The following is a 23,455-nucleotide window of genomic DNA, read 5'->3' as shown; positions in this document are numbered from 1 at the left end:
TTTTACAAATACTATTGCAATACGATGGTGGAGGCTTCAAATTTCCGCAGACTTAATTGATAGCCCGAAACGTGAATAGCGATCGGATCACCAAGGGGAGCAATGCGCGAAATTCTTATTTCCTCGCCTGGCAGGCAACCCATTTCCATCAGTTTTACCGACATTTCCAGATCAGTAAATTCCTTTACAATTCCTATTTCGCCTACTTCAAGTTGTGAAAGTGTCATCGTATAATTTTAAACCACAGCAAATGTAATCTTATTTATATTAAATCCAAATAAGGGGAACGCGATTGATGTGCAAATGTGCAGATTTTAGAGGTGCAGATGCGTTTTAGGTGTGCAGATGTGCGAATATGCAGATGTGCAAATGAGAAATGATAAAATGATGACAGTTTTAAGATGTGCAAATGTGCGGATTTCAGATGTGCAAATGAGAAATGATATGGATTATTTGGATATTTATGCGAGGAAATAAAATGATGGGTTACAAAACCGAACAGATGGCTATATGTGAAAAATATGGCTCAGCGTATTATGAATCATTGCCGTTTTTAAAAATCGGGATAGCGAAGAATTTAAAAGATGGTATCTGGCCTATAAATGGGCTTCGTCATCCATTAGAGGGTGATACAACAGGTTGGTATATCTGGGCCGGAGAAAACTTTTCATCAGATCCGGACTTTTTTGAACCTGTACATGTAATACATGTCATTGAATCATTTCCGATAATCGCCAAATATTTAGGCCTTGCTCCTGGAACGAGATTTTTGATAACAGAAAATTATGAAGATGTTTGGGAAGATCCGCCCTTGCGCCTTATTTGAGCATACTGCCAGCACATCAAACCACCCCATCATCTGCACATCTGCATGTTCGCACATCTGCACATCGATTTACCCCATCCTCTGCCCATCCGCATATTTGCACATCCGCACATCAGAAAAATGCGGGCAATTACAGCTTTTTTTGAATATGCCGCATGACGATAAGCCCGTTAATAATACGAGTGCCCCTAATACAATGAATTTATTTTTTACCATAACCCGTTGCTCCTAATGTTACCAGTACCGCGAACATACCCATGCAAGTACCCAAAGTATCTGCAAAAAGATCGCTCCAATCGGCGCTGCGCCAAGTAAAAATGGTGAGCTGAAGTATTTCTATCAGCCCACCAAAAATAATGGCAACTATGGTAACTAAAACTATTTGTTTATACGAGAGCGACAGTGGTTTTTGTTGCCTTATTATTCCGTTGCAAAAAAGCACTATCAGCGTGAAAAAGAAGCCGGTATGGGTTAGTTTATCAAAGCCCGGGAAAAACATAGGCGACTTATCCGCATTGCCCAGATCAACGGCGCACATCGTAAAAACAAATAAGGCCCACAAAATTGTGAGCCCATGATATTTTAAAAATAGTTTCATTTAAGCGTTTACCAAAGCTTCGTAATCAGCTGCCGATAAAAGTGAATCAACAGAAGATACATCAGCAAGTTGTATTTTCACTATCCAACCGTCGCCATAAGGGTCGGTATTCACCAACTCTGGTTCTCCGTCTAAGTCGGGGTTAAGCTCGGTAACTGTTCCCGCAACCGGTAAAAATAGGTCAGATACTGTTTTAACGGCCTCTATCGTTCCAAAAACTTCATCCTGTTCAAGTGCTTTTCCTTTGGTAGGAACGTCAACGTAAACAATGTCGCCCAATTCACGCTGTGCAAATTCGGTGATGCCCACAGTTGCTTCTTGACCTTCAACGCGTATCCACTCGTGATCTTTAGTGTATTTTAACTCAGCTGGAAAATTCATATTGTTAATTTTGTGAGCCCAAAAATAGTAAAACTTTGGGCTATCACAATATCCGGGAATTTATTGTTATAGGCAATAAATTTTCAGGATCGCTGGAAAATATCCACGAAATATCAGGGGTCACTCAGATCAAATGGAACGGATAAAAAAGGAGACCTGCTAAAAAGCAAGCCTCAGTTTTTATAAAAAATTATTGATCTATCAGTTTTTTGTATTCGTCTGCAGACAAAAGCGAATTAACAGATTTTGGATCTTTGAGCTTAATCTTAACAATCCAGCCATCGCCATACGGATCTTCATTTATAATCTCCGGGCTGCTTTCCAATTCCTCATTAAATTGAATAATTTCGCCGGCAACGGGCATAAATACGTCAGATACGGTTTTTACGGCCTCGATTGTCCCAAAAACCTCTTCCTGTTCGATTTTTTTCCCCACGGTTGGGATGTCAACAAAAACAATATCGCCTAGCTCGCGCTGCGCAAATTCGGTAACACCTATAGTTGCTGTATCGCCCTCTGCAAGTACCCATTCGTGATCTCGGGTGTATTTTAAATTACTTGGAAAATCCATGTTCGTTGGTTTTGGTTATTTAAAAGTAGTAAAACTTTATACCACTACAAGGGGTAAGGCCCATTCATTTTAGCCATGATTTTTATAGGATTAAGGGATCAGAAAACTTTATGCCGCCCTCGAAATATATTTTACCAGGCTTCTTTTGGCTACCGGCAACAAGGTTTGCTCCAGAGGGAAAGTGATGTCGCTATGCACATAATATACCGCGGGGTTGGGTAAAAACTTATTACGGTTAATCAGGTTCAGCTTTATGGCCTCGGGTGTATTGGTGATGCTGTGCTCATAGGTATCAATAAAGGAAATGTTGATGCCGCGGTATTTATCGTCCTTATCCTCAAAAATAGTGAGGTGATATTCATATATCCAATTGGTGCGCTCCTTGCCGTTGCGTAACGAAAAATAACCATGATAAGGCATCAGGGGAACAATACCTACCGGATCGATATTTAGGCGGCTCTCCACAAAATCATAGATCTCTTTACCCGTTTGTATCGCAGGATCCATCTGTGCCAGGGCATAGGCAATAATCTGCTCAATCTCCTGCATGTTCTGATCGTCCTTAATGATCTTTTGATAGGTAAGCTTTACTGCGTCGATATCAGCCTGCGTTAAACGCTGCGGAAAGGCCTGTTGCAACACAGTTTTGTTCTTTCTAAAATCAACCAGGTTGTTGTAATGAAAAATAAGATCGGCCAGGTTGGGATATAGTCGACTCTTATCAAAGTGGCGGTTAATTTCTTGTAAATAATTCAGGAGAACGTACTTTTTTTGTTCAAAATCGATATATCCCTCAATAAACCAGTTTACGCCCAATGAATTCATTTTTTTTCAGACTCCTTTCAATAGCTTAATTTAAACAAAAAACAGCAACTTTGCAATATGCCCTATGGAACCCTTTATTTAATACCCGTACCGCTGGCCGAAGAAACAGCCGCCCAATCATTTACCCTTTACCTGGTTGATACCATTAACAGTATCAAAGAGTACATTGTGGAGAATGAGAAAACCGCCCGCAAGTTTTTAAAGCTGGCGGGCTTAAAAACGCCCCAAAGCGAACTCCTCATTCATGATTACAGTAAGCATAACCGCGATATGGGTAAAGCCGATTTTTTTAAAGGCTTACAGGCGGGTAACGACGTAGGCCTGATGAGCGAAGCCGGCTGTCCCGGCATTGCCGATCCCGGCGCCGAGATTGTAGATAAGGCACATCGCATGGGTATTAAGGTGGTGCCTCTGGTAGGGCCAAGCTCTATTTTGCTGGCGCTGATGGCATCTGGCTTTAACGGGCAAAGCTTTACTTTCCATGGTTATTTGCCTATTGATAAAGCGCTGCGCAGCAAAAAGATCAAAGAGCTGGAAGCAGCGGCCATTAAGCTCGATCAAACACAGCTATTTATTGAAACCCCATTTCGCAATAACCCTATGCTGGAAGAGATTTTAAAAACAGCAAATCCTAAAACCAAGCTCTGCATAGCAACCGATTTAACTGCGCCTACAGAATTTGTACAAACCAAAACCATTGCCGAGTGGCAGAAAAAAGTTCCCGAGTTGCACAAGCGGCCAACCATTTTTCTGCTTTTTCATCCATAAATAAACAATGACGGTTACGCAGCAGCATACCAGTGTGTTGATAGTAGGCGCAGGTCCTTCGGGTTTAATGATGGCTGCCCAGCTATTGCGTTATGGTGTACAGCCGGTAATTATTGACAGTAAGCAAGGGCCAACTACCCATTCTAAAGCACTGGCTGTGCAGGCCCGGTCGTTGGAGATATACCGGCAAATGGGCGTTATTGATGCCATTATAAAAGGAGGCAAGCAGGCCGCTGGCGTGGTATTTAACCAGAAAGGCAAAAATGTACTTGAATTATCATTGAATAATGTTGGCGATGGGCAAACTGCCTTTCCATTTGTGCATCTGTATCCGCAGAGCAAAAACGAACGGCTTTTACTGGATTTTTTAACACTGAACTGCTGCCCGGTTTACTGGAATACCTCGTTGCTGGCCATAGAGCAGCAGGCCGATAAGGTGATAGCGCAACTACAAAGCGGGGAGGAAACCCAGCATATTACCTGCGACTGGCTTATTGGTGCCGATGGTGCACGCAGTATGGTACGCAAACAACTGGGTATACCGTTTAATGGCGATACCTACCAATACCAGTTTTACCTGGCCGATGTGAAAATAAGCAATGCTTTTAGCGACAAGGTGAATTTGTTTTTAGCGAAAAAAGGGTTCGCCGGATTTTTCCCAATGCCCCAAAAAAATTGTTACCGAATTGTTGGTCAGGTGCCCGTTGAGCTTAGTCAAAGAGAGGATATGCCAATAGAAGAAATACTACCTCACCTGAATGCTATTACCGGCCAAACCATTGGGGTAGAACATACCAACTGGTTTACTACCTATCGCCTGCATCATCGCATGGCCGATAATTTCAGGCAAAAGAGGTCTTTTTTGATTGGCGATGCTGCGCATATCCACTCGCCAGTGGGCGGGCAGGGGATGAACACTGGTTTACAGGATGCCTATAACCTGGCCTGGAAACTGGCAGGTGTAGTGAATAATCAATTACAGGAAAAAATACTGGATAGCTACGCTGCCGAGCGTATGCCTGTAGCCAAAGACCTGTTGAACACTACCGATCGTGTTTTTAAATTGATACTGTCGCGCAATTGGTTTGTGGGCCTGTTAAAAAAATGGGCACTTCCTGCTATCCTGAAAAACGTTTGGGGTAAGCCCGTATTGCGGGATTCGTTTTTTAAGCGCCTCTCACAAACCGGCATCAACTATCGCGAAAGCCAGATCAACCTGCACCTGAGCCATGATTCGCTCGTAAAAGCCGGCGACAGATTGCCGTATCTCAAAGTGTTTGACGAAAAGAAACAGCAGGAAACCGATCTGCATGAATGGTGCAGCAAGCCCGGTTTTACCATGATAACCCTGGGTAAGCTACAGGAGATCGACTTGTTTACCCTGGCCAAATGGATCACCCAAAACTATACCGGCGCCCTTAACTTTTTTTATCTGCCGCCATCAGCCAAAAACCAACATGTTTTTGATGCTTTTGGTATTAAAGAAAAGCAAAAGAAAGCCATCATCGTTCGCCCCGATATGCACATCGGCTTTATTAATGATGTAGTGGATATCGAGATGATGGACAATTATCTGCAAAATGTGGTAGGGTTTGTTAAGGTTTAAGCGGTGAGTGATGAATGGTTAGCAGTGAAATGTGGGCAATAAACCTTTCAGTTTAAATAGTGAGTAATGAATTATAGATAATAATTTTTAGGTTATATAGTGAGTAAATTATCGATAACAAGCTTTAACCACTCACTAATGGCTACTCACTATTAAACTACCCGTGTATGGTTTCGCTTTTGCCATAGTTTTGGATCACTTGCGCTTCGTATTTTAAAAATTCGGCCCAGCGTTTATCTACATCAATCTCAACCGCATATTTTTTGGCCAGGCGAATAAAGGTGGCGTAATGAGTGGCTTCGCTTACCATGAGCTCGTGGTAAAACTCAGATAAATAGGTGTCGCCGATGTTTTCCGAAAGCACTTTAAAGCGTTCGCAGCTACGGGCCTCTATCATGGCCGAAAACAACAATCTGTCTATCAATTGCGCTTCGCGACCACCGCCTATGATAATAAATTTGCGCAGCTCATTCACGTAATTGTCCTTGCGCTCGCGGCCCAGTACAAAACCCCGTTGCAGTATAATATCGTGCACGCGTTTAAAATGATCCATCTCCTCCTGAACCAACAGTGCCATTTCCTGTACCAGATCATTCAGATTGGGGTTTTGCACAATAAGAGTAATAGCATTGCTGGCCGCCTTTTGCTCGCAAAAAGCATGATCGGTCAGTAACTCCTCAATATTGCTTTCCACCACGTTTTTGACCCAAAGCGGATCGGTGGGCAGCTGCAGTTTCAGTATGGTTTTTTCGCTCACAGGAACAAAGATAGTTTAAGGGGGCGAAAGATAAAAGCACAGAGGGATGTTAAGGGAAAACCTTTAACCCTTAACCTTTCGGCTTTAAACTTACCTATATAGTCCCTTACTTTCAATAAATTTCAGCACCGGGTCTGGTACAAAATATTGCACGTTCTTTTTTTCGGCGATGGATTTGCGGATAAAGGTTGCCGATAGTTCCATTTGCGGGGTCATGGTGATGGTAACCGCAGGGTGATCGGCCAGTTCGGCATTTTCATAACCGGGGCGTGGATATACGTATATTTTGTAATCGCGCAGGATCAACTTATAGTTTTTCCATTTGTGCAGTGTCCCCAGGTTATCTGATCCCATGATAAGGGCAAAGTCATGCTCCGGATACTTTTCTTTGAGATGGGCGAGCGTATCAATAGTGTAGGAAGGTTGAGGCAGTTTTAGCTCCACATCACTTACGGTAATGTTGGTGGCATGATCCGTAGCCAGTTTAGCCATTTCCAACCTGTCGTAGGTATTGATCAGGTCGCCATACTTTTTGAGTGGGTTTTGCGGCGATACCACCAGCCAAACTTTATCAAGCGTGGTATGGTTGGCCATGTAATTGGCAATAATCAGGTGCCCTATGTGTATAGGGTTAAATGAACCAAACAGTAAGCCTATTTTCATTAGCAGGTGCCCCCTAACCCCCTGAAGGGGAATGAATAATTATGTTTTTATGTTGTAAACCTCTTGACTAAGTAAATTAGAGCTCCCCCTTCAGGGGGCTGGGGGGCTAATAAAGTTCCTCACCAGTTCTTCAGCCTCTTTGCAAGCCGTATCAAGATCGTAATTTTTGAGGATAATGTCAAACTGTGGGGCGTATTTAAGTTCTTTTTCGGCTTTAGCAAAACGCTCTTTCAGTTTTTCTTCGCTATCGGTACCGCGGCCGGTAAGGCGCTCTATCAAAACCTCCAGTGAAGGGGGCTGTACAAATATGGCTAAGGCCTGTCCGTCGTATTTACGTTTCAGGTGCATGCCGCCTTCCACATCGATGTCAAATATCACGGTTTTCCCTTTTGCCCAGATGCGTTCAATTTCGGTACGCAGGGTGCCGTAAAATGTGCCGCTGTAAACCTCTTCAAACTCCACAAATTGCTTTTTAGCTATGCGATGCAAAAATTCTTCTTTGCTGATAAAGTAATAATCTTTTTCGTGCACCTCATCGCCACGGCATTCACGGGTAGTGGCCGAAATGGAAAACTCAAGCTCGGGCATTTTGCTAAGCAGGTGATGTACTATGGTGGTTTTACCCGCCCCCGACGGAGCTGAGAATATGATGAGTTTACCTTCCGGGTTCATAGTTAATGGATAATGGTTCATAGTTAATAGCAAATAGCTCAAGGCAAAAAAGCCATGATCTATGAACCATCAACTATAAGCTACTACAATACGTTTAACAGTTGTTCTTTAATTTTTTCTAGCTCTTCTTTCATGCCCACTACCAACTTTTGAATGTTGGCATCGTTGGCTTTAGAGCCCAGGGTATTTATTTCGCGACCGATCTCCTGCGAGATGAAGCCCAGTTTTTTACCATTGGCGTCGGCATTTTTTAGGGTTTCGATAAAATACTCACAATGGGTTTTCAGGCGTATTTTCTCTTCGGTAATATCCAGTTTATCAATATAGTATATCAGCTCCTGCTCAAAACGGTTCTGGTCAATAGCTTCCCTGTCGGCAGCTTCGCTTAAAAAAGTATTCAGGCGCTCACGTATCAGGGGTACACGTTTAGGATCTTCCAGTTCTACCAGTTCCAGGTTTTTCAGAATGATATTGATGCGGTGTTTTACATCGTTCTCGAGCACGTTACCTTCATCAGAGCGGAATTGCTGAAAGGCTGCCAAAGCCTGCTGAAATGTTTTTTCAACCAGCTTCCACTCATCCTCTGATGCGGTTTCATCATCGTATTTTACTACCTCAGGTAATCCCAAGGCAAGCTGTAAAAGATTGGTGGTTGGCTCATTAAGCTCCTGGCTCACCTCTTTTAACTGCAGGTAGTATTGTTTAAGCAGATCTTTATCAATACCGGCAGCTTTTACCGCGGTGTTTACCTGCTCAATATTGATAGACAGGTTTACCTTGCCGCGCTCAATTTGCTTACTGCAATCATTACGCAGCTGAAACTCCTTTTCAGAGAATATTTTGGGCAAGCGAAGGGATAGCTCAAGAAATTTGCTGTTCAGGGATTTGATCTCAACGGTATATTTGGTATTACCGGAGTCAAAACTGGCAATTCCATACCCTGTCATGGATTTTATCATGTGCAAAGATAGGATTTTTGTTTTGAAGTTTGAAAGAGTGGGGAAGTCCGATAAGTCGGTAAAGTCCGAAAGCCCGAAAAGTGCGATAAGACCGAAAGACGAAATATATTTACTCAACAGACCAGAAATATTTAGTGTTAAAAACTTCCGGACTTTACTGACTTATCGGACTTGTCCTACCACAGAACTTTAACACTTTTTTACATTTGGTGTGAAATACTGTTGGTATCTTTGCGTTCAATATCACACATGCGTTATCGTTTTCCCCTGCTTCTTATTGCCTGTATTTGTTCTGCTTTAATAGCTTCAGCTCAGGAATTTACGCTCAAAGGAGTGATCTCAAAAAAGAGCACGCCCGAACGAATGGGGCAGGTTTTGATCAAAAATCTCAAAACAAACAGCCTCATGATCAGCGATGATCTGGGTTGGTTTTCCATAAAAGCGTCTACCGGCGATACCTTGCTTTTTACCAAAGATGAGTATACCCCGCAAAAAATTGTGGTGTTGAACAACAGCGATATGCCGGTATACATGCAGCCAGTGATTAAGCTGGCCGAAGTAAAAGTGCTTGGCCAAACTAAAAAGCAAGAACTTAATGCCATCATGAACGATTACCGCAAACAGGGTACTTATTATAGCGGCAAACCACCAGTACTTTCGTTTCTAAGCAGTCCGCTTACGGGGCTTTATGAGCTTTTTGGCAAAACTCCAGGGCGTGCGCGCCGTTTTGCCAACTTTGCCAAGGGCGAAGCTGAACAGGCCGAAATTAACAGGCGCTACAATGTTTATTTTGTAAAACAATATACCAAATTACCAACCGATAGCGCCGCCCGCAGGTTTATGAATTACTATACCCCATCATACGAAGACCTGAAAGGCTGGACCGATTATGACCTGATCAAGCACATGCAAAAGTCATATGAGTACTATAAAAACAGTGGTCAAAAGGAGGTGTTGGAAGGATTGAACTCGCCAACTTTTATCAAAAGGGATAGCACACTGCAACTATCACAACCCGGTGAAACTTTGAAAAAAGAAAAACATTAACTGGAGAATTAAATAAAGGGTCATTCATGCCGAACTTGTTTCGGCATCCCATCAGAAGTGTTTAAAATATGAAAAGAATAACATCGGTCTAAGTCCTGTGAGATCCTGAAACAAGTTCAGGATGACGCTTTAAGCCGATGCCTTAAATCCCTAAAGACTCACAGGCTTTTTCGGCGGCTAGTTTTTCGGCGTTCTTTTTGCTGAATTCCTTGCCTTCGCCCACTACTTCACCATCAACACTGGCTTGTACGGTAAAAAGCTTGGCACTTTCGCCTTCTTGGTTGGTTACCAGTTCAAAAATAATATCGCGGCCATGGCGCTGGCACCACTCGATCAGTTTGCTTTTGAAGTTAGTTTCGGTTTGCTCCAGCTTATGAATGTCAATATGCGATTTGATGATGTGATTGATCAAAAAGCTTTTGGTAAAATCATACCCTTTATCCAAATACACGGCGCCAACCAGGGCTTCAAACGCATCACCCAGTAATGAGCCTTGCCGGCTGGAGTTAAGCATACGACTATCGTATTCAATCAGTTTGTCAAAACCCAGTTTACGGGCAAGCTGGTTAAGATTTACACGACTTACTATTTTGGAGCGCAGTTCGGTTAAAAAACCTTCGTCTTCATACGGGTATAGTTTAAAGAGTACTTCGGCAACAACACTGCCAAGCACAGCATCGCCCAGGAACTCCAGGCGTTCGTTGCTGTTTTTTACCCCTTTCTTTACATTTTGGGCTACCGACTTATGCCGGAACGCCAAACGGTATAAAGACAAATTGCCCGGCACAAAACCGAGCAAATTCTTTAAAATCTTAACGTATTTCCTGTTGGGTGATAGATATAGCTTATAAAACTGACTGATAGGCATTCACAACCACAATTAATCTTCGTACTTTTTAAATATAACAGAAGCATTATGGCCACCAAAACCAAATCCGTTGCTTTGAACTATCCTTATATCACGCTTTTGAGCAGTGTTAAAGGTGAAATTGATTTTAGGGTCAAAAGCAGGATCGTCAGTAAAATGGTTTATAGTAGGGGGGATGATACCATTTTTTAAAGCTAATATTGATGCTATCGCTTCTACCGCGCCAGCCGCACCTAACAAGTGACCGGTCATGGATTTGGTTGAGCTGATATTGATACGGTAAATATCATCGCCAAATACATCATGTATAGCCTTGATCTCCTGCGGATCGCCAATTGGTGTAGATGTTCCATGAACATTTACATAATCAATATCTGCAGGAGTAAGGTTGGCATCCTCTAAAGCTGCGCGCATAACGGCTGCCGCGCCTAAACCTTCCGGGTGCGGAGCGGTCATGTGGTAAGCATCGGCACTCATGCCTCCGCCTATCATTTCGGCATAAATTTTTGCGCCGCGTGCTTTAGCGTGCTCCAGCTCTTCCAGGATGATGGTGCCTGCACCTTCGCCGGCCACAAAGCCGTCACGATCCAGATCAAACGGGCGTGAAGCCGTTGCCGGATCATCGTTACGGGTTGACAGGGCGTGCATAGCGTTAAAACCACCAATACCCGCTTCATTAATGATAGCTTCAGAACCACCGCTGATAAACATATTAGCTTTACCCATGCGGATATAGTTAAATGAATCGATCAGGGAATTGTTTGATGAAGCGCAGGCAGAAACGGTTGTGAAGTTGGGGCCGCGTAAGCCATATTTGATAGAGATATGACCAGGGGCAATATCGGCTATCATTTTAGGTATAAAGAAGGGGTTAAAACGTGGTGAACCATCGCCTTTAGCAAAGTTCATCACCTCATCAAGGAAGGTTTTTAAGCCACCTATGCCCGCTCCCCATATAACACCTATACGGTTAACATCTAATTTTTCGAAATCTAATCCCGCGTCCTTTACAGCTTCTTCGGTTGAAAAAAGAGCGTATTGAACAAAGGGATCTAATTTTCGGGCGTCTTTACGGCCCAGGAAACCATCCGCATCAAAGCCCTTAACTTCACATGCGAATTTAGTTTTGAACTTTTCGGTATCAAAACTTTTGATTAAGGCAGCGCCACTTACCCCATTGATCAGCCCGTTCCAATACTCCGAAACGGTATTACCAATAGGAGTAAGTGCTCCAAGCCCGGTTACTACAACTCTTTTAAACTCCATTTAATCCAGTTAGGGAGTCTTATTTAACGTTTTTTTCAAGATAAGCAACTGCCTGGCCAACAGTACCAATAGTTTCAGCCTGATCGTCAGGAATAGCCACGTTAAATTCTTTTTCAAACTCCATGATTAGTTCCACGGTGTCTAACGAGTCGGCACCAAGATCATTGGTGAAACTCGCTTCTGGTGTAACTTCACTTTCGTCAACACCCAGTTTTTCTACGATAATAGCTTTTACTCTTGAAGCGATATCAGACATAGTCTTTATAGTTTAATGATTAATAAAAATTCAGTGCAAAGAAAAATAAATTCTGTCAATTATCAAATCTAAAACTTTTACAATATATTTCGGTAACAAAATTTTATTCAAACGGTTTGTATTCGTAATTTTGACGTTTGTAAAAGTAATGATTTTGAACAGGAAATTTTTAAAGTTTGAGATCGATTTTGATTTTGTGCTTATCGCCATAACCACATCATTAAAAGATTACCGCATTTGTTACCTTATCAACAAATCTTTAAATTTTAATTTTACCAGGTCAAACGACCTTGCCGTTGATATTTATCAGGGGGCCGAGCCTGTATTGTTCTCTCTGTTTCATTATCAGTGGGAAACCACCGAAACCGACTTCTATTTTATTGGTAATAAGGGATCTGACGGTTATCTGGTGCCCGAGATCAGGAGCGCCGATTACTTTATCATGATCCGCAATTACATTGACGACGATGACCTGGACAGCCTGGTATCAACCATTAATAAGATACCCGAAGTTGTGGCCGCCGTAAAGATTGATCCGAAAAAAATAAAATCACGGGAAAATCTGTTATTTTAGCGCAAAATTTAAAAAAAGAGTGTTGGTTTTACACTAAATATAAATGTAAGCCAGTTTAACCCGAACAATATGAAACTATACTATAATCGTACTAAAATTGTAGCCACCATGGGCCCGGCGTCAGCTAAAAAAGATGTTTTATTAGCCATGATCAAAGCCGGTGTTAATGTTTGCCGCCTTAATTTTTCGCACGGAAGACCGGAGGATCATAAAGCCGTAATTGACATCATTCGCGAAATTAACGAACAATATAAAACCAATGTAGGTATCCTGGCCGATTTGCAGGGCCCTAAAATTCGTATTGGTTTAGTAAAAGATGGGGGCATACACCTGGTTAACGGAACTCATATTAAAATCACCACTCAAGAATGTATCGGTAACGACGAGCAGATCTATATTACTTATGATACCTTTCCGCAAGATGTTCAGGCCAATGAAATTATTTTGCTGGACGACGGTAAACTGCAGTTACGCGTTATTGAAACCAACAAAAAAGATACCGTTATATGCGAAGTGGTACACGGCGGTATCCTAACTTCACGTAAAGGAGTTAACCTGCCTAACACCAAAGTATCTATCCCAAGCTTAACCGAAGAAGACTTAATCAACCTGCAATTCGCGTTGAAATATGATGTGGAGTGGATAGGTTTATCATTTGTACGTACCGGTCAGGACATTATAGAGCTTAAACGCATTATTGCCCAAAGCGGCAAAGCAGCCAAGGTTATCGCTAAAGTAGAGAAACCGGAAGCTATTGATAATATCGACGAAATTATTGCCGCTACAGATGGTGTGATGGTAGCCCGTGGCGACCTTGGTGTAGAAATGCCATTGGAAGAAGTGCCATTGCTGCAAAAAATGATCGCCAAAAAATGCCGTGCGGCTTCAAAACCGGTAATTGTAGCTACCCAGATGTTGGAATCGATGATCACCACCCCGCGCCCAACACGTGCCGAGGTGAATGACGTAGCTAACTCTGTATTGGATGGTGCCGACGCGGTGATGCTTAGCGGCGAAACATCAGTTGGTGAATTTCCGGTTATTGTTATTGAAACCATGGCCAAAATTGTGCGCAATGTAGAAGAGCATGGCTACAACTTCAATACCGCCAAAGTTAATGATATCGATCCATCGTCGCCAGATTACCTTAGCAACGCGGTTTGCGAATCGGCCGTTCACCTGGCACAACACACCAACGCGGTTGGCATCGTTTCTATGACCACATCGGGTTATACCGCTTTCCAGATCTCGAGCCACAGACCACAGGCTAGCACCTATATATTTACATCCAACAAGCAATTGCTAAATGCTTTAAGTTTGGTTTGGGGCGTACGTGCCTTTTTCTATGATAAATTGGAAAGTACCGATCAAACTATTGCTGATGTAAATGCTATGCTAAAAGCAGAAGACCTCATCAAAGCCGGCGACGTAGTGATTAACACTGCCGCTGTGCCTATTATTAAACAAGGTAAAACCAACATGCTTAAAGTAAGTGTTGTTGAATAACCTTATTTAAATATACTTTTAATGGAAAAAGGCTCGCCAAATGGTGAGCCTTTTTTGTTGGTAATAATTATTTTGAATAGGACAAACTTGCGCAAGCGGATAATAAAAATATGCTAATCAAGGCCCTCTCCCTTGGAGAGGGTTGGGAGAGGTGCTACCTCGCTTTTTCGTAAGTTTTAGGATCGATAGCCGCTGGCGACCAGTCCTTCAAAAAGTCCATAACTTTTTCTTTACTGTGGCCTTTGCCTTCTTCCAGGTAGCCTGAGTTTTGGGTATGCAAGCGTGTGCCCTTACCATCCAGCACTACAAATACCGGGAAGCCGAAGCGCTGCGGATAACCCAGATCGGCCAGTACGGCTTTGTTTTCGTTCTCTTTACTGTAGTTTACGTGCAAAACCACGTAATTATCATTCAGGTATTTGCTCAGGTCGGCATCTTTGGTCACCAGGTCATTAAACCGGATGCACCAAATACACCAGTTGCCGCCAATTTGTAAAAGCACGTTTTTATGCTGTTGGGCGGCTTGTTTTACCGCGGCAGCAATCTCGGCTTTGGCATCGGCATTAGGATTATATACATGGGGTTGTTCCTGCGCTCGGGCACTCAGTGTAAAAACAACGATGAACGCTATCAGAATTAATTTTTTCATGTGTAGGGACGGGTAATTTAATTGACAGTTTAATATGAACGTATCGGGCAGGATCAATACGCTTCAAGATACAAAAAAATGATATAGAACGATAGTTTTTTAATTATTAACACGTTTAATTATTTAATAATCAGGTAATTAAAAATTAATATATGATATTGGAGCCAATTAATTGACATGTGTGGAAAACTCTGAAATAAAAGATAATACGCATACTGATAGCTTTGATTAAAACACCCTTAGTGTTTTGAAAATACCAACTCTCACCTCCAATCTATTATACTATGGCCAAAAACATTACCTCCAAAATGTCCGCCTCCAGCAGCGGGAAAGGGCTTAAAACAACACGCTATTTCACTAAAGACGGAATTAACGTATTTGATCTGTTTACATATGATAAGCGATCGTCTGTGATTCGTAATCCATCCGGCGATGCTGTATTTGAAATGAACGATGTAGAAGTGCCGGTTACCTGGAGCCAGGTGGCAACCGATATACTGGCGCAAAAATATTTTCGCAAGGCTGGCGTACCGCAGGCCGATGGCAGCACCGGTTCCGAAAAAAGCATTAAACAGGTGGCCCACCGTATGGCCAACTGCTGGAAAGACTGGGGCGTACGCTATGGCTACTTTGCCAGTCCAAAAGACGCCGATATTTTTTATGATGAAATAGTTTATACCATTGTTGGGCAACTGGCCGCGCCAAACTCGCCGCAGTGGTTCAATACCGGGCTGCATAATTCGTATGGTATCACGGGCAAGCCACAAGGGCATTACTTTGTTGATCCGCTTACCGAAACGCTGAGCAAATCAACCTCGGCTTATGAACGCCCGCAGCCACATGCTTGTTTTATACTTTCTGTTGATGACGACCTGGTGAACAAGGGCGGTATCATGGATCTTTGGGTGCGCGAAGCCCGCATATTTAAATATGGATCGGGTGTGGGTACCAATTTTTCTAAGATTCGCGGCGAAACGGAAAAACTGGCCGGTGGCGGTTATTCGTCGGGCCTGATGTCTTTCCTCAAAATAGGCGACAGAGCTGCCGGTGCCATCAAATCGGGTGGTACAACACGCCGGGCAGCCAAAATGGTTTGCCTTGATCTGGATCACCCCGAAATAGAAGGTTTTGTAAATTGGAAAGTAGAGGAAGAAAAGAAAGTAGCTGCGCTGATAGCCGCCGGTTATTCATCCGATTATGAAGGCGAGGCTTATCGTACCGTATCGGGTCAAAATTCCAATAATTCGGTGCGCGTCCCCAATAGTTTTTTCCATGCCCTCAAAGGCAGTAAGCCCTGGGAACTCACCAGCCGCATTACCGGGAAGGTGACCAAAACTGTCGCTTCGCAAAAATTATGGGACGATATCGCTTTCGCGGCCTGGGCCTGCGCCGATCCGGGTGTACAGTTTGATACCACCATTAACGAGTGGCATACCTGTCCGGAAGGCGGCCGTATCAACGCCTCCAATCCATGTTCAGAGTATATGTTCCTTGATAATACAGCCTGCAACCTGGCCTCTATCAACCTGGCGCATTTCTTTGATCCGCAAACCCGGGTATTTGATGTAAAAGGTTTTGAACACGCTTGTCGCATGTGGACTATCGTGTTGGAAATCTCCGTACTGATGGCGCAATTCCCATCCGAAGAAGTGGCGCAGCTCTCTTACGATTACCGTACGTTGGGCCTGGGTTATGCCAATTTAGGTTCGGCATTAATGGTGAACGGCATCCCTTACGACAGCGACAAAGCCCGCGCTATTGGCGGCGCTATCACCGCTATTATGACCGGTACGGCTTACGCCACCTCGGCCGAAATGGCCCGTGAGCTGGGGCCTTTCCGCAAATACAACGATAACAAACAACATATGCTGCGGGTGATGCGCAATCACCGTTATGCCGCCTATAACTCCACCGAAAATTACGAGAATTTAGAGATAGCCCCTCCGGGTATCGACCCTAAATACTGTCCGGACTATCTGCTGTCTGCTGCTTGCAACGCTTGGGATAAGGCTGTGGAAATGGGCGAGAAGTATGGCTACCGCAACGCCCAAACCACCGTTATTGCTCCAACCGGCACCATCGGTTTGGTGATGGATTGCGATACTACCGGCATCGAACCTGATTTTGCGCTGGTAAAATTCAAAAAACTATCAGGCGGCGGTTATTTCAAGATCATAAACCAGGCTGTGCCCGAAGCCCTGCGCAACCTGGGCTATCGCGAGCACGAGGTTACCGCTATTGTAAACTACGCCAAAGGTTCGGCCAGCTTGAAAGGCGCGCCACATATTAATACTGATAGCTTAAAAGCAAAAGGTTTTACCGATGATGAACTGGAAAAGCTCGACAAAGGACTGGTATCGGCCTTTGAGATCAGCTTCGCTTTCAATATCTGGTCGTTGGGTGAAGAATGCCTGAAACGCCTCGGCATCACTGCCGATCAATACAACGCGCCCGACTTTAACGTGCTGCGCGCGCTTGGTTTCAATAAAAAACAAATAGCAGAAGCTAACGAATACATCTGCGGTACCATGACTATTGAAGGTGCTCCGTATCTGAAAGAAGCACATTACCCCATTTTTGATTGTGCCAATAAATGCGGCGCCAAAGGCGAGCGTTACATCCATGCGCATGGTCATATCAAAATGATGGCTGCGGCACAGCCTTTCCTGTCGGGTGCTATATCTAAAACCATCAATCTGCCCAATGAGGCTAAAGTTGATGAAATCAAAGATTGCTACCAATTGTCATGGGAGCTGGGCCTGAAAGCCAATGCCCTTTACCGCGATGGCTGTAAGCTAAGCCAGCCGCTATCCACCAAATCGGATACGAAAGAAGAGGTTGACGATAAACTAGAAACGGTAGAAGAAGTACTGGGCGAAGCCGCCAACGTAAAACTAAGCGATCTGACACCAGAGCAGGTGATCGAGGCGGCCATAGCCATTATGGAGAAATCAAAGGATACCAATTTTATGCGCGAATTGTCGCGCGTGGTGCAAAAGAAGAGTCTGCCCTTTAAACGTCGGGGGTTCACCCAAAAAGCTACTATCGATGGGCAGAATGTATTTGTGCGCACCGGCGAATATGAGGACGGTACCCTGGGCGAAATATTTGTGGATATGCACAAGGAAGGCGCTACTTTCCGCTCGCTCATGAATTGTTTTGCTATTGCTGTTTCGGTAGGTTTACAGTACGGCGTACCGCTGGAAGAATATGTAGAGAAATTTACTTTCACCCGTTTTGAGCCTGCCGGTATGGTGGTGGGCCATGCCAACATCAAAAGCTCCACCAGTATTATCGATTATATTTTCCGGATGCTGGGTTACGAATACCAGAACCGTACCGACCTGGTACACGTGCTTACCGAAAATAACGCCACCCTCGGCAACCCGCAAATGAGCGACGAGGATTTCAATACCGACGAAAGCAATGTATATGTACCTGTTAATAATCCAGATGGTTTTACCGGTGCTAAGAAACAGGGGTTTTCTGTTGATCTGAGCATGGGTGTACAAAGCGATGCCCCTGCCTGTAACGTATGTGGGCACACCACCCTGCGTTCGGGCACCTGTTACAAATGCCTCAACTGCGGCAACTCGATGGGTTGTTCGTAAAGAGGGTTAAACAATCGTAGTTTTTTGTTCAGTATAAATAGTTAAATGTGCGAACCCTGCCGCAAGGCAGGGTTCTTTTGTCATGATTAAATAATACATATAAACAAAATAGGGTGTCATGGTGAGCGAAAGGAGCGGTTATTAAATGTGCTAAGTTTTTGGGCAGTGATGATTGCATGCCTTAGCGCATCCCCCCTTTTTCGAAAGCATTGCTGCTTTGCAAATGGTAGCGTGATGAATACCTTTCTTGCTGGGGATGGGTGGTGGCGGTGCCAGTACTAATGGTACAGTTGCCATTAGAAACAGGATCGCGATAAGTAAAGTTTTCATGGCTTTGGTTTTTTGATGGTAATTAAATATAGGGAATATTTAGCCATCAACCACCAATATTTCAATCAATTACCGCATATTTTAAACGGATAAGGTAAAAAAATAAGCCTATCCTAACTTGTTTCGGGAATTGCCCGGCATATTGTTGGTGACAACACCAACAACGGCAGTGAATCAAATTCGGCATGACTTTAACCTTTCTTTGTCATCCTGAGCGCAGCGAAGGATCTATTGTTGAATATGCAGAACGGGTGCATCAAATCATTCCTTAACAAAACACATAAGTTAAAGAATGTTAAACCAATTTCATGAGTTAGGTTTGGTAGTTATGTTTGTAATGATTTGATTATCAAAACATATAAACCAATGCGTAGCCTGCTTATCCTGTTTTTGATGTGTACCTGTTTATGCTCCTACGGGCAAGGTATAAGCGGCATGGTGTCTGATAAAAAAACGGGGCAACCACTCGCTGGGACCTGGGTAGCTACATCCAAAGCAAATGTCATTACCGGTATACAGGGTGAGTTTAGTATCGCTACAGAAAAAAATAATGACACGCTCCGGGTAAAAATGCAGGGATATAAGTTATTTGTACTTCCGCTTAATTCGGCAAATAATAAAAATATCAGGATAGGTTTAGATGCTGCGGTTATTGAGCTGGGCGAAGTTCATGTAACAGGTAAAAGAGACAGGATAAAAGATTCGTTGAATAACCGTAAAATGTTTGCAAAAGAGTTTAATTCTTCGCCGCCTAAGCTCAAGGATATGATAGCGGTATCGGGTAGCAATGCCGGGCTTCTGCCGGTAGCTGGTATCACCATTGTGCCATCACAGTTTATCCGCGCCCTCACCTACAAACACAGCCGGGAGTATAAATTTAAAAAAGTACTGATCAGGGATGAAGAAAGGCGGTACATCGACAGCCGGTTCAGCGAAAGCCTGGTCGGAACGGTCACCAATCTTAAAGGCGATTCCCTGCTGGACTTTATGGATAAATACCGCCCGGGCATCGAACTGCTCAAAAAAATGTCGGACTATGACATCCGGGTATATATTAAAACAAGTCAGCAAAAATTGATGGGAGATAGTTTGGTAAAAACTAAGTAAAGCCTCGCTCATCCCTCTTCATCCCCATAGCTATCGGAAGAGAGGGAGTTGAAAAACAAAATCATTTCATCTTCAAAATTTCCTGCAAATTTTTAATGAAGTATAATTGCTGCTTTTTTAAATTTATTTTTACCATCAGGATGCTTCATTGACTGAGGCCCGCTACTAATTCTAAAAACCAATGAGTAACATATTGCATATTTTAAACGGGGATGCCGCCTTGTCGGGTTTTAATGAAACCGGACTTGATGGTGATGTACTGGTATGGCGCGAAGTGCTTTCTGAGGGCCCATTGCAGGAAAATATACTTTCGGGCAGTTTCTGGAGCGCACGCGCCCAGTGGATCAGTCAAACGTTCCATGAAAACATTGATTTTTACCAGCATAAGGTAATTGACGAACTGGGCAAGCTCAACAGCGACTATACCGAGATTAACCTCTGGTTTGAGTTTGATCTGCATTGTCAGGTGAACTTGTTGGGTGTTTTACAGATGCTTAGCCGCAAAACGGATATGTCGGCACCGGCTATTTACCTCATTTGCCTGGCCGATTGCGTCCAGTTTAATTTTGCCAAAGGTTTGGGTGAGCTCAACGGCGAACAATTTGAAGAGCTGTATGATGGCCGTGAACGCCTGAACGAATGGGAGTTTGAACTTGCTACCGAAGCCTGGCAATTATATGTACAGGGCAATGCCGCCGTATTGGAAAAGTGGCTGAATGAAAATAACTTCTGGGGAGGTATGCCTTTGCTAAAACCTGCTTTACAAGCTCACTTGAAACGTTTACAGGTGAATGAAGCCGGTTTGGGTTATATTGAACAGCGACTGCTGGATATCTACAATAGTGGTGCTAAAACCCGATCATCCATATATGCCACCTTTTGGAACGAGGATAAAATATTTGGTATGGGCGATTCAGAGATAGATATTTACCTCGACAGCCTGCAACAAAAACAACTTATCAGCCTGTCAATATGAGCAACACCTATATCATTAGCGGCGCCGGGAGCGGCATTGGACAAGCTATCGCGCAGAAACTGGCACATGATGGTAATACCTGTATTTTACTTGGCCGCAACGAACAAAAGTTACAACAAACACTGCAAAGCCTGCCTGCGGGCAATCATAGCCTATTGATAGCGGATATCCGGAATCAACAAAGTCTTGCCCGTACTTTTGAACAACTGGGGAGCGTTGTGGTGAACGGACTGGTTGCCAATTCGGGCATCGGGGGTGAGAATTACTGGGGTGATGATGACCGCTGGACAGATATTATAGACACCAACCTTACCGGTACCTATAATTTTGTGAATACCTTTTTACCCGCGCTGCGTAATGCAACGGGGGAGAAACATATACTGATCACCTCGTCGGTACTGGCGCGGCTGGGTGTGGCTAACTATTCGGCTTATTGCGCCTCTAAGGCAGGTTTGCTGGGATTGATGCGCTCATGGGCAGTGCAATTTGCTCCCGAAAATATCCTGGTGAATGCCATTTGCCCGGGCTGGGTAGATACCGAAATGTCGCAGGATGGCTTACAGGGCATAGCCGATGGTATAGGTATCAGCAAACAGGAGTTTTATGAAATTGCCATGCAAAGTGTACCACTCAGACGTATGAGCCAGCCCGATGAAATTGCAGGGTTGGTAGCGTACCTGTTAAGCCAGAGGTCTATCACCGGGCAAACCCTTGATATTAACTGCGGTTCGGTGATGAATAGCTGATCAGCGAACCGTGACCGCGATAGTTGGCGAGCGGTCACTCTCATTCTTTAATCTATCAAGCGCGGTAATCACATACATATAAGTTTTTCCTCTTTGTACTGTGCTGTCCTCAAAGGTTAAGCCACTGTTATATTGTATGCGCAATATATTTTTAGGATCATCAATATTGATCTTTTCGCCATCGGTAAACCGGTAGATCACGTAGCCATAAACAGGCTGTTCGTCTCTGGCCAATGTGGGTGCCATCCATCTTAATTGTACATGGCCCTGTATGGCTTTCGCGGTAAATTCCCGGGGTACATTCGGAGCAATCGAGTCGCGCCAAAGCATTACCGGCGGCAAGGCCGGGTATTTATAATAATTTTCGCGAAGCGAATCAGTAAAGCCCAGAGGGTTGTTGGTCAGTGAATTGGAGCTGAAATAAACACTGCCCTGAACTCTGGGGTTGGCCCGCATCATATTGATCTGATCTGGTAATTGTTTGGGGTTTTTAAAGGCCACGGTTTTTCGCTCATTGATGCGGTAAGCCGCCTGCCCAATGTACAGGTGTCTGCCAAAAGTATTATCGCTCCACCAGTTGAGCAGTTTCTCAAAATCAGCTGCCCGGTTACCAATAGGCCAGTAAAGCTGGGGGTTGATGTAATCTATCCAGCCCTGTTTAACCCATTCGCGTGAGTCGGCGTAGTTTTCATAATAGGATGATCCGCCGCTGGTTTCTGAACCCTCATCATTCTGCGCCTTATTGGCCCATATACCAAACGGACTTATACCGAATTTGATATCCGGGTTGTGTGCGTGTACGCTGTCGCCAATCATTTTTATAAGCAGATCCACATTGTGGCGGCGCCAGTCCTTAATATTGTCATAGCCCTGGCCATATTTTCTAAAGGTATCATCGTCGTTGATCTTTTGGCCGGCAATTGGGTATGGATAAAAATAATCGTCCATGTGTACGCCATCGATATCATAGTTGTCAACCACATCCAGTATTACCTGTACAATATATTCGCGAACTTCTGGCAACCCGGGATTAAATGTTTTGATACCGCCATAGGTAAAGAACCAATCGGGTTTTGTTTTGGTGATATGCTGCGGACTCAGCGCGGCAAAATTACCATCGAAAGTGGCGCGATAGGGGTTAAACCAGGCATGTAGCTCCATGCCGCGTTTGTGCGCTTCGGTTATGGCAAACTCCAGGGGATCATAAGCAGGATAAGGGCCTTGACCCTGCTTTCCGGTTAAATATTTAGACCAGGGTTCGCGGCTTTTAGCATAAAAAGCGTCGGCAGCAGGGCGTACCTGCAGCATTACGGCGTTGATGCCCGTTTCCTGATGCGAGTTGAGGATATCTATCAGCTCCTGTTTTTGCTTATCAGCAGTAAATTTAGTGCTTGTGGGCCAGTCGATATTGACTACTGTTGCTATCCACACTCCTCTGAATTCCCGTTTGGGCTCAGTTTTAACTATTGGTTCATCAGAAGCGGGTTCGGCAGGCTGCGCGTAAACGGTTGCCATGGTAAGCAGGGGGGCGATCAGTAGTATAAAGCGGCGAAATATATGCATCAACGGGGATTAAAGTAAAAGCTGCAAAGATATAAAACTCATAACGTTGCACTTTTATTATGAAGTATAAAATTTGAAGGTTTATTGTGATTTTAGCATATTGTATTTATTTTTAACCGTTGCCTAACATAATTGTTTACCTGTAATTCTGTTTAAAATCATATTTTTAGTGTTTCAACGTTTAAATATCGTTGGGCATGAAAGTGCTGATAAAAAGAAAAATACAGGTAAAGCGGGCAATATCTATCAGTTTAGATTTGCTTGTAAATTAATCACAATAGTTAAATAGCTGCATTTTTTTAAAACAGCTTTGCTTTTTAACTGTATTAA

Annotated in this window: 24 protein-coding genes; 10 read left to right on the top strand and 14 right to left on the bottom strand. The window is 43.7% G+C overall.

The annotated features are described in order from the left end of the window. Nucleotides 1-11: 11 nt before the first annotated feature. Nucleotides 12-227 (bottom strand): FeoA family protein, encoded by a 216-nt coding sequence (locus FHW89_RS05285; RefSeq protein WP_076373926.1) that lies wholly within the window; start codon nt 225-227, stop codon nt 12-14. Between the two features lie 212 nt (nt 228-439). On the opposite strand from FHW89_RS05285, the gene FHW89_RS05280 reads away from it, so the two are divergent. Then, complete coding sequence (locus FHW89_RS05280) at nt 440-826, top strand: hypothetical protein (RefSeq protein WP_216650489.1); 387 nt, start codon at nt 440-442, stop codon at nt 824-826. Between the two features lie 202 nt (nt 827-1,028). Here FHW89_RS05280 and FHW89_RS05275 read toward each other — a convergent pair whose 3' ends face one another. The 4 genes from FHW89_RS05275 to FHW89_RS05260 form a co-directional block, all read right to left on the bottom strand. Next, the gene (locus tag FHW89_RS05275) at nt 1,029-1,424 is read right to left on the bottom strand and encodes a VanZ family protein (RefSeq protein WP_172333982.1); all 396 of its coding nucleotides are present in this window, start codon (nt 1,422-1,424) and stop codon (nt 1,029-1,031) included. Beyond that, nucleotides 1,425-1,805: a glycine cleavage system protein GcvH gene (gene gcvH / locus FHW89_RS05270; RefSeq protein ID WP_172333981.1), complete on the bottom strand. Its 381-nt coding sequence runs from the start codon at nt 1,803-1,805 to the stop codon at nt 1,425-1,427. Between the two features lie 190 nt (nt 1,806-1,995). Further along, entirely contained in the window at nt 1,996-2,376 is a 381-nt protein-coding gene (gcvH, locus tag FHW89_RS05265; RefSeq protein ID WP_172333980.1) for a glycine cleavage system protein GcvH, read from the bottom strand. A 108-nt stretch (nt 2,377-2,484) separates the two neighbouring features. Beyond that, nucleotides 2,485-3,201 carry a hypothetical protein gene (locus FHW89_RS05260; RefSeq protein WP_172333979.1) on the bottom strand — a complete coding sequence of 239 codons (717 nt, stop codon included), beginning with the start codon at nt 3,199-3,201 and terminating at the stop codon, nt 2,485-2,487. A gap of 57 nt (nt 3,202-3,258) precedes the next feature. On the opposite strand from FHW89_RS05260, the gene FHW89_RS05255 reads away from it, so the two are divergent. Together FHW89_RS05255 and FHW89_RS05250 are read left to right on the top strand one after the other, a co-directional pair. After that, the gene (locus FHW89_RS05255; RefSeq protein WP_172333978.1) at nt 3,259-3,969 is read left to right on the top strand and encodes an SAM-dependent methyltransferase; all 711 of its coding nucleotides are present in this window, start codon (nt 3,259-3,261) and stop codon (nt 3,967-3,969) included. Nucleotides 3,970-3,976: 7 nt separating this feature from the next. Continuing rightward, nucleotides 3,977-5,575 (top strand): FAD-dependent monooxygenase, encoded by a 1,599-nt coding sequence (locus tag FHW89_RS05250; RefSeq protein ID WP_172333977.1) that lies wholly within the window; start codon nt 3,977-3,979, stop codon nt 5,573-5,575. A 157-nt stretch (nt 5,576-5,732) separates the two neighbouring features. Here FHW89_RS05250 and FHW89_RS05245 read toward each other — a convergent pair whose 3' ends face one another. From FHW89_RS05245 to FHW89_RS05230, 4 genes are all read right to left on the bottom strand, one after another. Then, complete coding sequence (locus FHW89_RS05245) at nt 5,733-6,332, bottom strand: tRNA-(ms[2]io[6]A)-hydroxylase (RefSeq protein WP_371742426.1); 600 nt, start codon at nt 6,330-6,332, stop codon at nt 5,733-5,735. Between the two features lie 90 nt (nt 6,333-6,422). Further along, complete coding sequence (gene nadD, locus FHW89_RS05240; RefSeq protein ID WP_172333976.1) at nt 6,423-6,995, bottom strand: nicotinate (nicotinamide) nucleotide adenylyltransferase; 573 nt, start codon at nt 6,993-6,995, stop codon at nt 6,423-6,425. 90 nt (nt 6,996-7,085) lie between these two features. Then, the gene (gene gmk / locus FHW89_RS05235; RefSeq protein ID WP_253952174.1) at nt 7,086-7,688 is read right to left on the bottom strand and encodes a guanylate kinase; all 603 of its coding nucleotides are present in this window, start codon (nt 7,686-7,688) and stop codon (nt 7,086-7,088) included. 62 nt (nt 7,689-7,750) lie between these two features. Continuing rightward, a complete protein-coding gene (locus FHW89_RS05230) occupies nt 7,751-8,626 on the bottom strand; it encodes a YicC/YloC family endoribonuclease (RefSeq protein WP_235953954.1) in 876 nt (291 codons plus the stop codon). A 249-nt stretch (nt 8,627-8,875) separates the two neighbouring features. Here FHW89_RS05230 and FHW89_RS05225 point away from each other — a divergent pair, with 249 nt between their 5' ends. Further along, on the top strand, nt 8,876-9,673 hold the full coding sequence (locus FHW89_RS05225; RefSeq protein ID WP_172333975.1) for a hypothetical protein: 798 nt from the start codon (nt 8,876-8,878) through the stop codon (nt 9,671-9,673). Between the two features lie 142 nt (nt 9,674-9,815). Here the strand turns inward: FHW89_RS05225 and rnc are convergent, their stop codons facing one another. The 3 genes from rnc to FHW89_RS05210 are packed head-to-tail and all read right to left on the bottom strand — an operon-like array spanning nt 9,816 to nt 12,063. Continuing rightward, complete coding sequence (gene rnc / locus FHW89_RS05220; RefSeq protein WP_172333974.1) at nt 9,816-10,541, bottom strand: ribonuclease III; 726 nt, start codon at nt 10,539-10,541, stop codon at nt 9,816-9,818. Between the two features lie 12 nt (nt 10,542-10,553). Continuing rightward, complete coding sequence (gene fabF / locus FHW89_RS05215; protein ID WP_172333973.1) at nt 10,554-11,807, bottom strand: beta-ketoacyl-ACP synthase II; 1,254 nt, start codon at nt 11,805-11,807, stop codon at nt 10,554-10,556. Nucleotides 11,808-11,826: 19 nt separating this feature from the next. After that, on the bottom strand, nt 11,827-12,063 hold the full coding sequence (locus FHW89_RS05210) for an acyl carrier protein (protein WP_031266521.1): 237 nt from the start codon (nt 12,061-12,063) through the stop codon (nt 11,827-11,829). Nucleotides 12,064-12,217: 154 nt separating this feature from the next. Between FHW89_RS05210 and FHW89_RS05205 the strand changes: the two genes are divergently transcribed. Continuing rightward, a complete protein-coding gene (locus FHW89_RS05205; RefSeq protein ID WP_172333972.1) occupies nt 12,218-12,637 on the top strand; it encodes an IPExxxVDY family protein in 420 nt (139 codons plus the stop codon). A gap of 69 nt (nt 12,638-12,706) precedes the next feature. After that, the gene (gene pyk / locus FHW89_RS05200) at nt 12,707-14,143 is read left to right on the top strand and encodes a pyruvate kinase (protein ID WP_172333971.1); all 1,437 of its coding nucleotides are present in this window, start codon (nt 12,707-12,709) and stop codon (nt 14,141-14,143) included. A gap of 154 nt (nt 14,144-14,297) precedes the next feature. Here pyk and FHW89_RS05195 read toward each other — a convergent pair whose 3' ends face one another. Continuing rightward, entirely contained in the window at nt 14,298-14,792 is a 495-nt protein-coding gene (locus FHW89_RS05195; protein ID WP_172333970.1) for a thioredoxin family protein, read from the bottom strand. 284 nt (nt 14,793-15,076) lie between these two features. Here FHW89_RS05195 and FHW89_RS05190 point away from each other — a divergent pair, with 284 nt between their 5' ends. The 4 genes from FHW89_RS05190 to FHW89_RS05175 all read left to right on the top strand — a co-directional run bounded on the left by FHW89_RS05190 (nt 15,077) and on the right by FHW89_RS05175 (nt 21,562). Then, complete coding sequence (locus FHW89_RS05190) at nt 15,077-18,403, top strand: vitamin B12-dependent ribonucleotide reductase (RefSeq protein ID WP_172333969.1); 3,327 nt, start codon at nt 15,077-15,079, stop codon at nt 18,401-18,403. Between the two features lie 696 nt (nt 18,404-19,099). Further along, nucleotides 19,100-19,840 carry a carboxypeptidase-like regulatory domain-containing protein gene (locus FHW89_RS05185; RefSeq protein ID WP_172333968.1) on the top strand — a complete coding sequence of 247 codons (741 nt, stop codon included), beginning with the start codon at nt 19,100-19,102 and terminating at the stop codon, nt 19,838-19,840. Between the two features lie 181 nt (nt 19,841-20,021). After that, nucleotides 20,022-20,816: a DUF1835 domain-containing protein gene (locus FHW89_RS05180; protein ID WP_172333967.1), complete on the top strand. Its 795-nt coding sequence runs from the start codon at nt 20,022-20,024 to the stop codon at nt 20,814-20,816. After that, nucleotides 20,813-21,562, top strand: coding sequence for an SDR family NAD(P)-dependent oxidoreductase (locus FHW89_RS05175; RefSeq protein ID WP_172333966.1), 750 nt, complete (start codon nt 20,813-20,815; stop codon nt 21,560-21,562). The genes FHW89_RS05180 and FHW89_RS05175 overlap by 4 nt, the downstream gene beginning before the upstream one ends. Here the strand turns inward: FHW89_RS05175 and FHW89_RS05170 are convergent, their stop codons facing one another. Continuing rightward, complete coding sequence (locus FHW89_RS05170) at nt 21,563-23,125, bottom strand: glycoside hydrolase family 10 protein (protein WP_172333965.1); 1,563 nt, start codon at nt 23,123-23,125, stop codon at nt 21,563-21,565. Nucleotides 23,126-23,455: the final 330 nt, after the last annotated feature.

Origin of the sequence: Mucilaginibacter sp. SG564 (assembly GCF_013149275.1) — a bacterium.
In the GTDB taxonomy this organism is placed as follows: Bacteria; Bacteroidota; Bacteroidia; order Sphingobacteriales; family Sphingobacteriaceae; genus Mucilaginibacter.
The sequence above is the reverse complement of the archived record's forward strand: the minus strand, read 5'-3'. Positions and strand labels throughout refer to the sequence as shown.

Bases quoted from the DNA above. Each gene is read 5' to 3' on its own strand.
- FHW89_RS05255 (WP_172333978.1), top strand. From the start codon at position 3,259: ATGCCCTATGGAACCCTTTATTTAATACCCGTACCGCTGGCCGAAGAA.
- gmk (WP_253952174.1), bottom strand. From the start codon at position 7,688: ATGAACCATTATCCATTAACTATGAACCCGGAAGGTAAACTCATCATA.
- FHW89_RS05260 (WP_172333979.1), bottom strand. From the start codon at position 3,201: ATGAATTCATTGGGCGTAAACTGGTTTATTGAGGGATATATCGATTTT.
- FHW89_RS05225 (WP_172333975.1), top strand. From the start codon at position 8,876: ATGCGTTATCGTTTTCCCCTGCTTCTTATTGCCTGTATTTGTTCTGCT.
- pyk (WP_172333971.1), top strand. From the start codon at position 12,707: ATGAAACTATACTATAATCGTACTAAAATTGTAGCCACCATGGGCCCG.
- FHW89_RS05250 (WP_172333977.1), top strand. From the start codon at position 3,977: ATGACGGTTACGCAGCAGCATACCAGTGTGTTGATAGTAGGCGCAGGT.
- fabF (WP_172333973.1), bottom strand. From the start codon at position 11,807: ATGGAGTTTAAAAGAGTTGTAGTAACCGGGCTTGGAGCACTTACTCCT.
- FHW89_RS05285 (WP_076373926.1), bottom strand. From the start codon at position 227: ATGACACTTTCACAACTTGAAGTAGGCGAAATAGGAATTGTAAAGGAA.
- FHW89_RS05230 (WP_235953954.1), bottom strand. From the start codon at position 8,626: ATGATAAAATCCATGACAGGGTATGGAATTGCCAGTTTTGACTCCGGT.
- FHW89_RS05210 (WP_031266521.1), bottom strand. From the start codon at position 12,063: ATGTCTGATATCGCTTCAAGAGTAAAAGCTATTATCGTAGAAAAACTG.
- FHW89_RS05175 (WP_172333966.1), top strand. From the start codon at position 20,813: ATGAGCAACACCTATATCATTAGCGGCGCCGGGAGCGGCATTGGACAA.
- gcvH (WP_172333980.1), bottom strand. From the start codon at position 2,376: ATGGATTTTCCAAGTAATTTAAAATACACCCGAGATCACGAATGGGTA.
- FHW89_RS05170 (WP_172333965.1), bottom strand. From the start codon at position 23,125: ATGCATATATTTCGCCGCTTTATACTACTGATCGCCCCCCTGCTTACC.
- gcvH (WP_172333981.1), bottom strand. From the start codon at position 1,805: ATGAATTTTCCAGCTGAGTTAAAATACACTAAAGATCACGAGTGGATA.
- rnc (WP_172333974.1), bottom strand. From the start codon at position 10,541: ATGCCTATCAGTCAGTTTTATAAGCTATATCTATCACCCAACAGGAAA.
- FHW89_RS05195 (WP_172333970.1), bottom strand. From the start codon at position 14,792: ATGAAAAAATTAATTCTGATAGCGTTCATCGTTGTTTTTACACTGAGT.
- FHW89_RS05280 (WP_216650489.1), top strand. From the start codon at position 440: ATGATATGGATTATTTGGATATTTATGCGAGGAAATAAAATGATGGGT.
- FHW89_RS05180 (WP_172333967.1), top strand. From the start codon at position 20,022: ATGAGTAACATATTGCATATTTTAAACGGGGATGCCGCCTTGTCGGGT.
- FHW89_RS05185 (WP_172333968.1), top strand. From the start codon at position 19,100: ATGCGTAGCCTGCTTATCCTGTTTTTGATGTGTACCTGTTTATGCTCC.
- nadD (WP_172333976.1), bottom strand. From the start codon at position 6,995: ATGAAAATAGGCTTACTGTTTGGTTCATTTAACCCTATACACATAGGG.
- FHW89_RS05275 (WP_172333982.1), bottom strand. From the start codon at position 1,424: ATGAAACTATTTTTAAAATATCATGGGCTCACAATTTTGTGGGCCTTA.
- FHW89_RS05190 (WP_172333969.1), top strand. From the start codon at position 15,077: ATGGCCAAAAACATTACCTCCAAAATGTCCGCCTCCAGCAGCGGGAAA.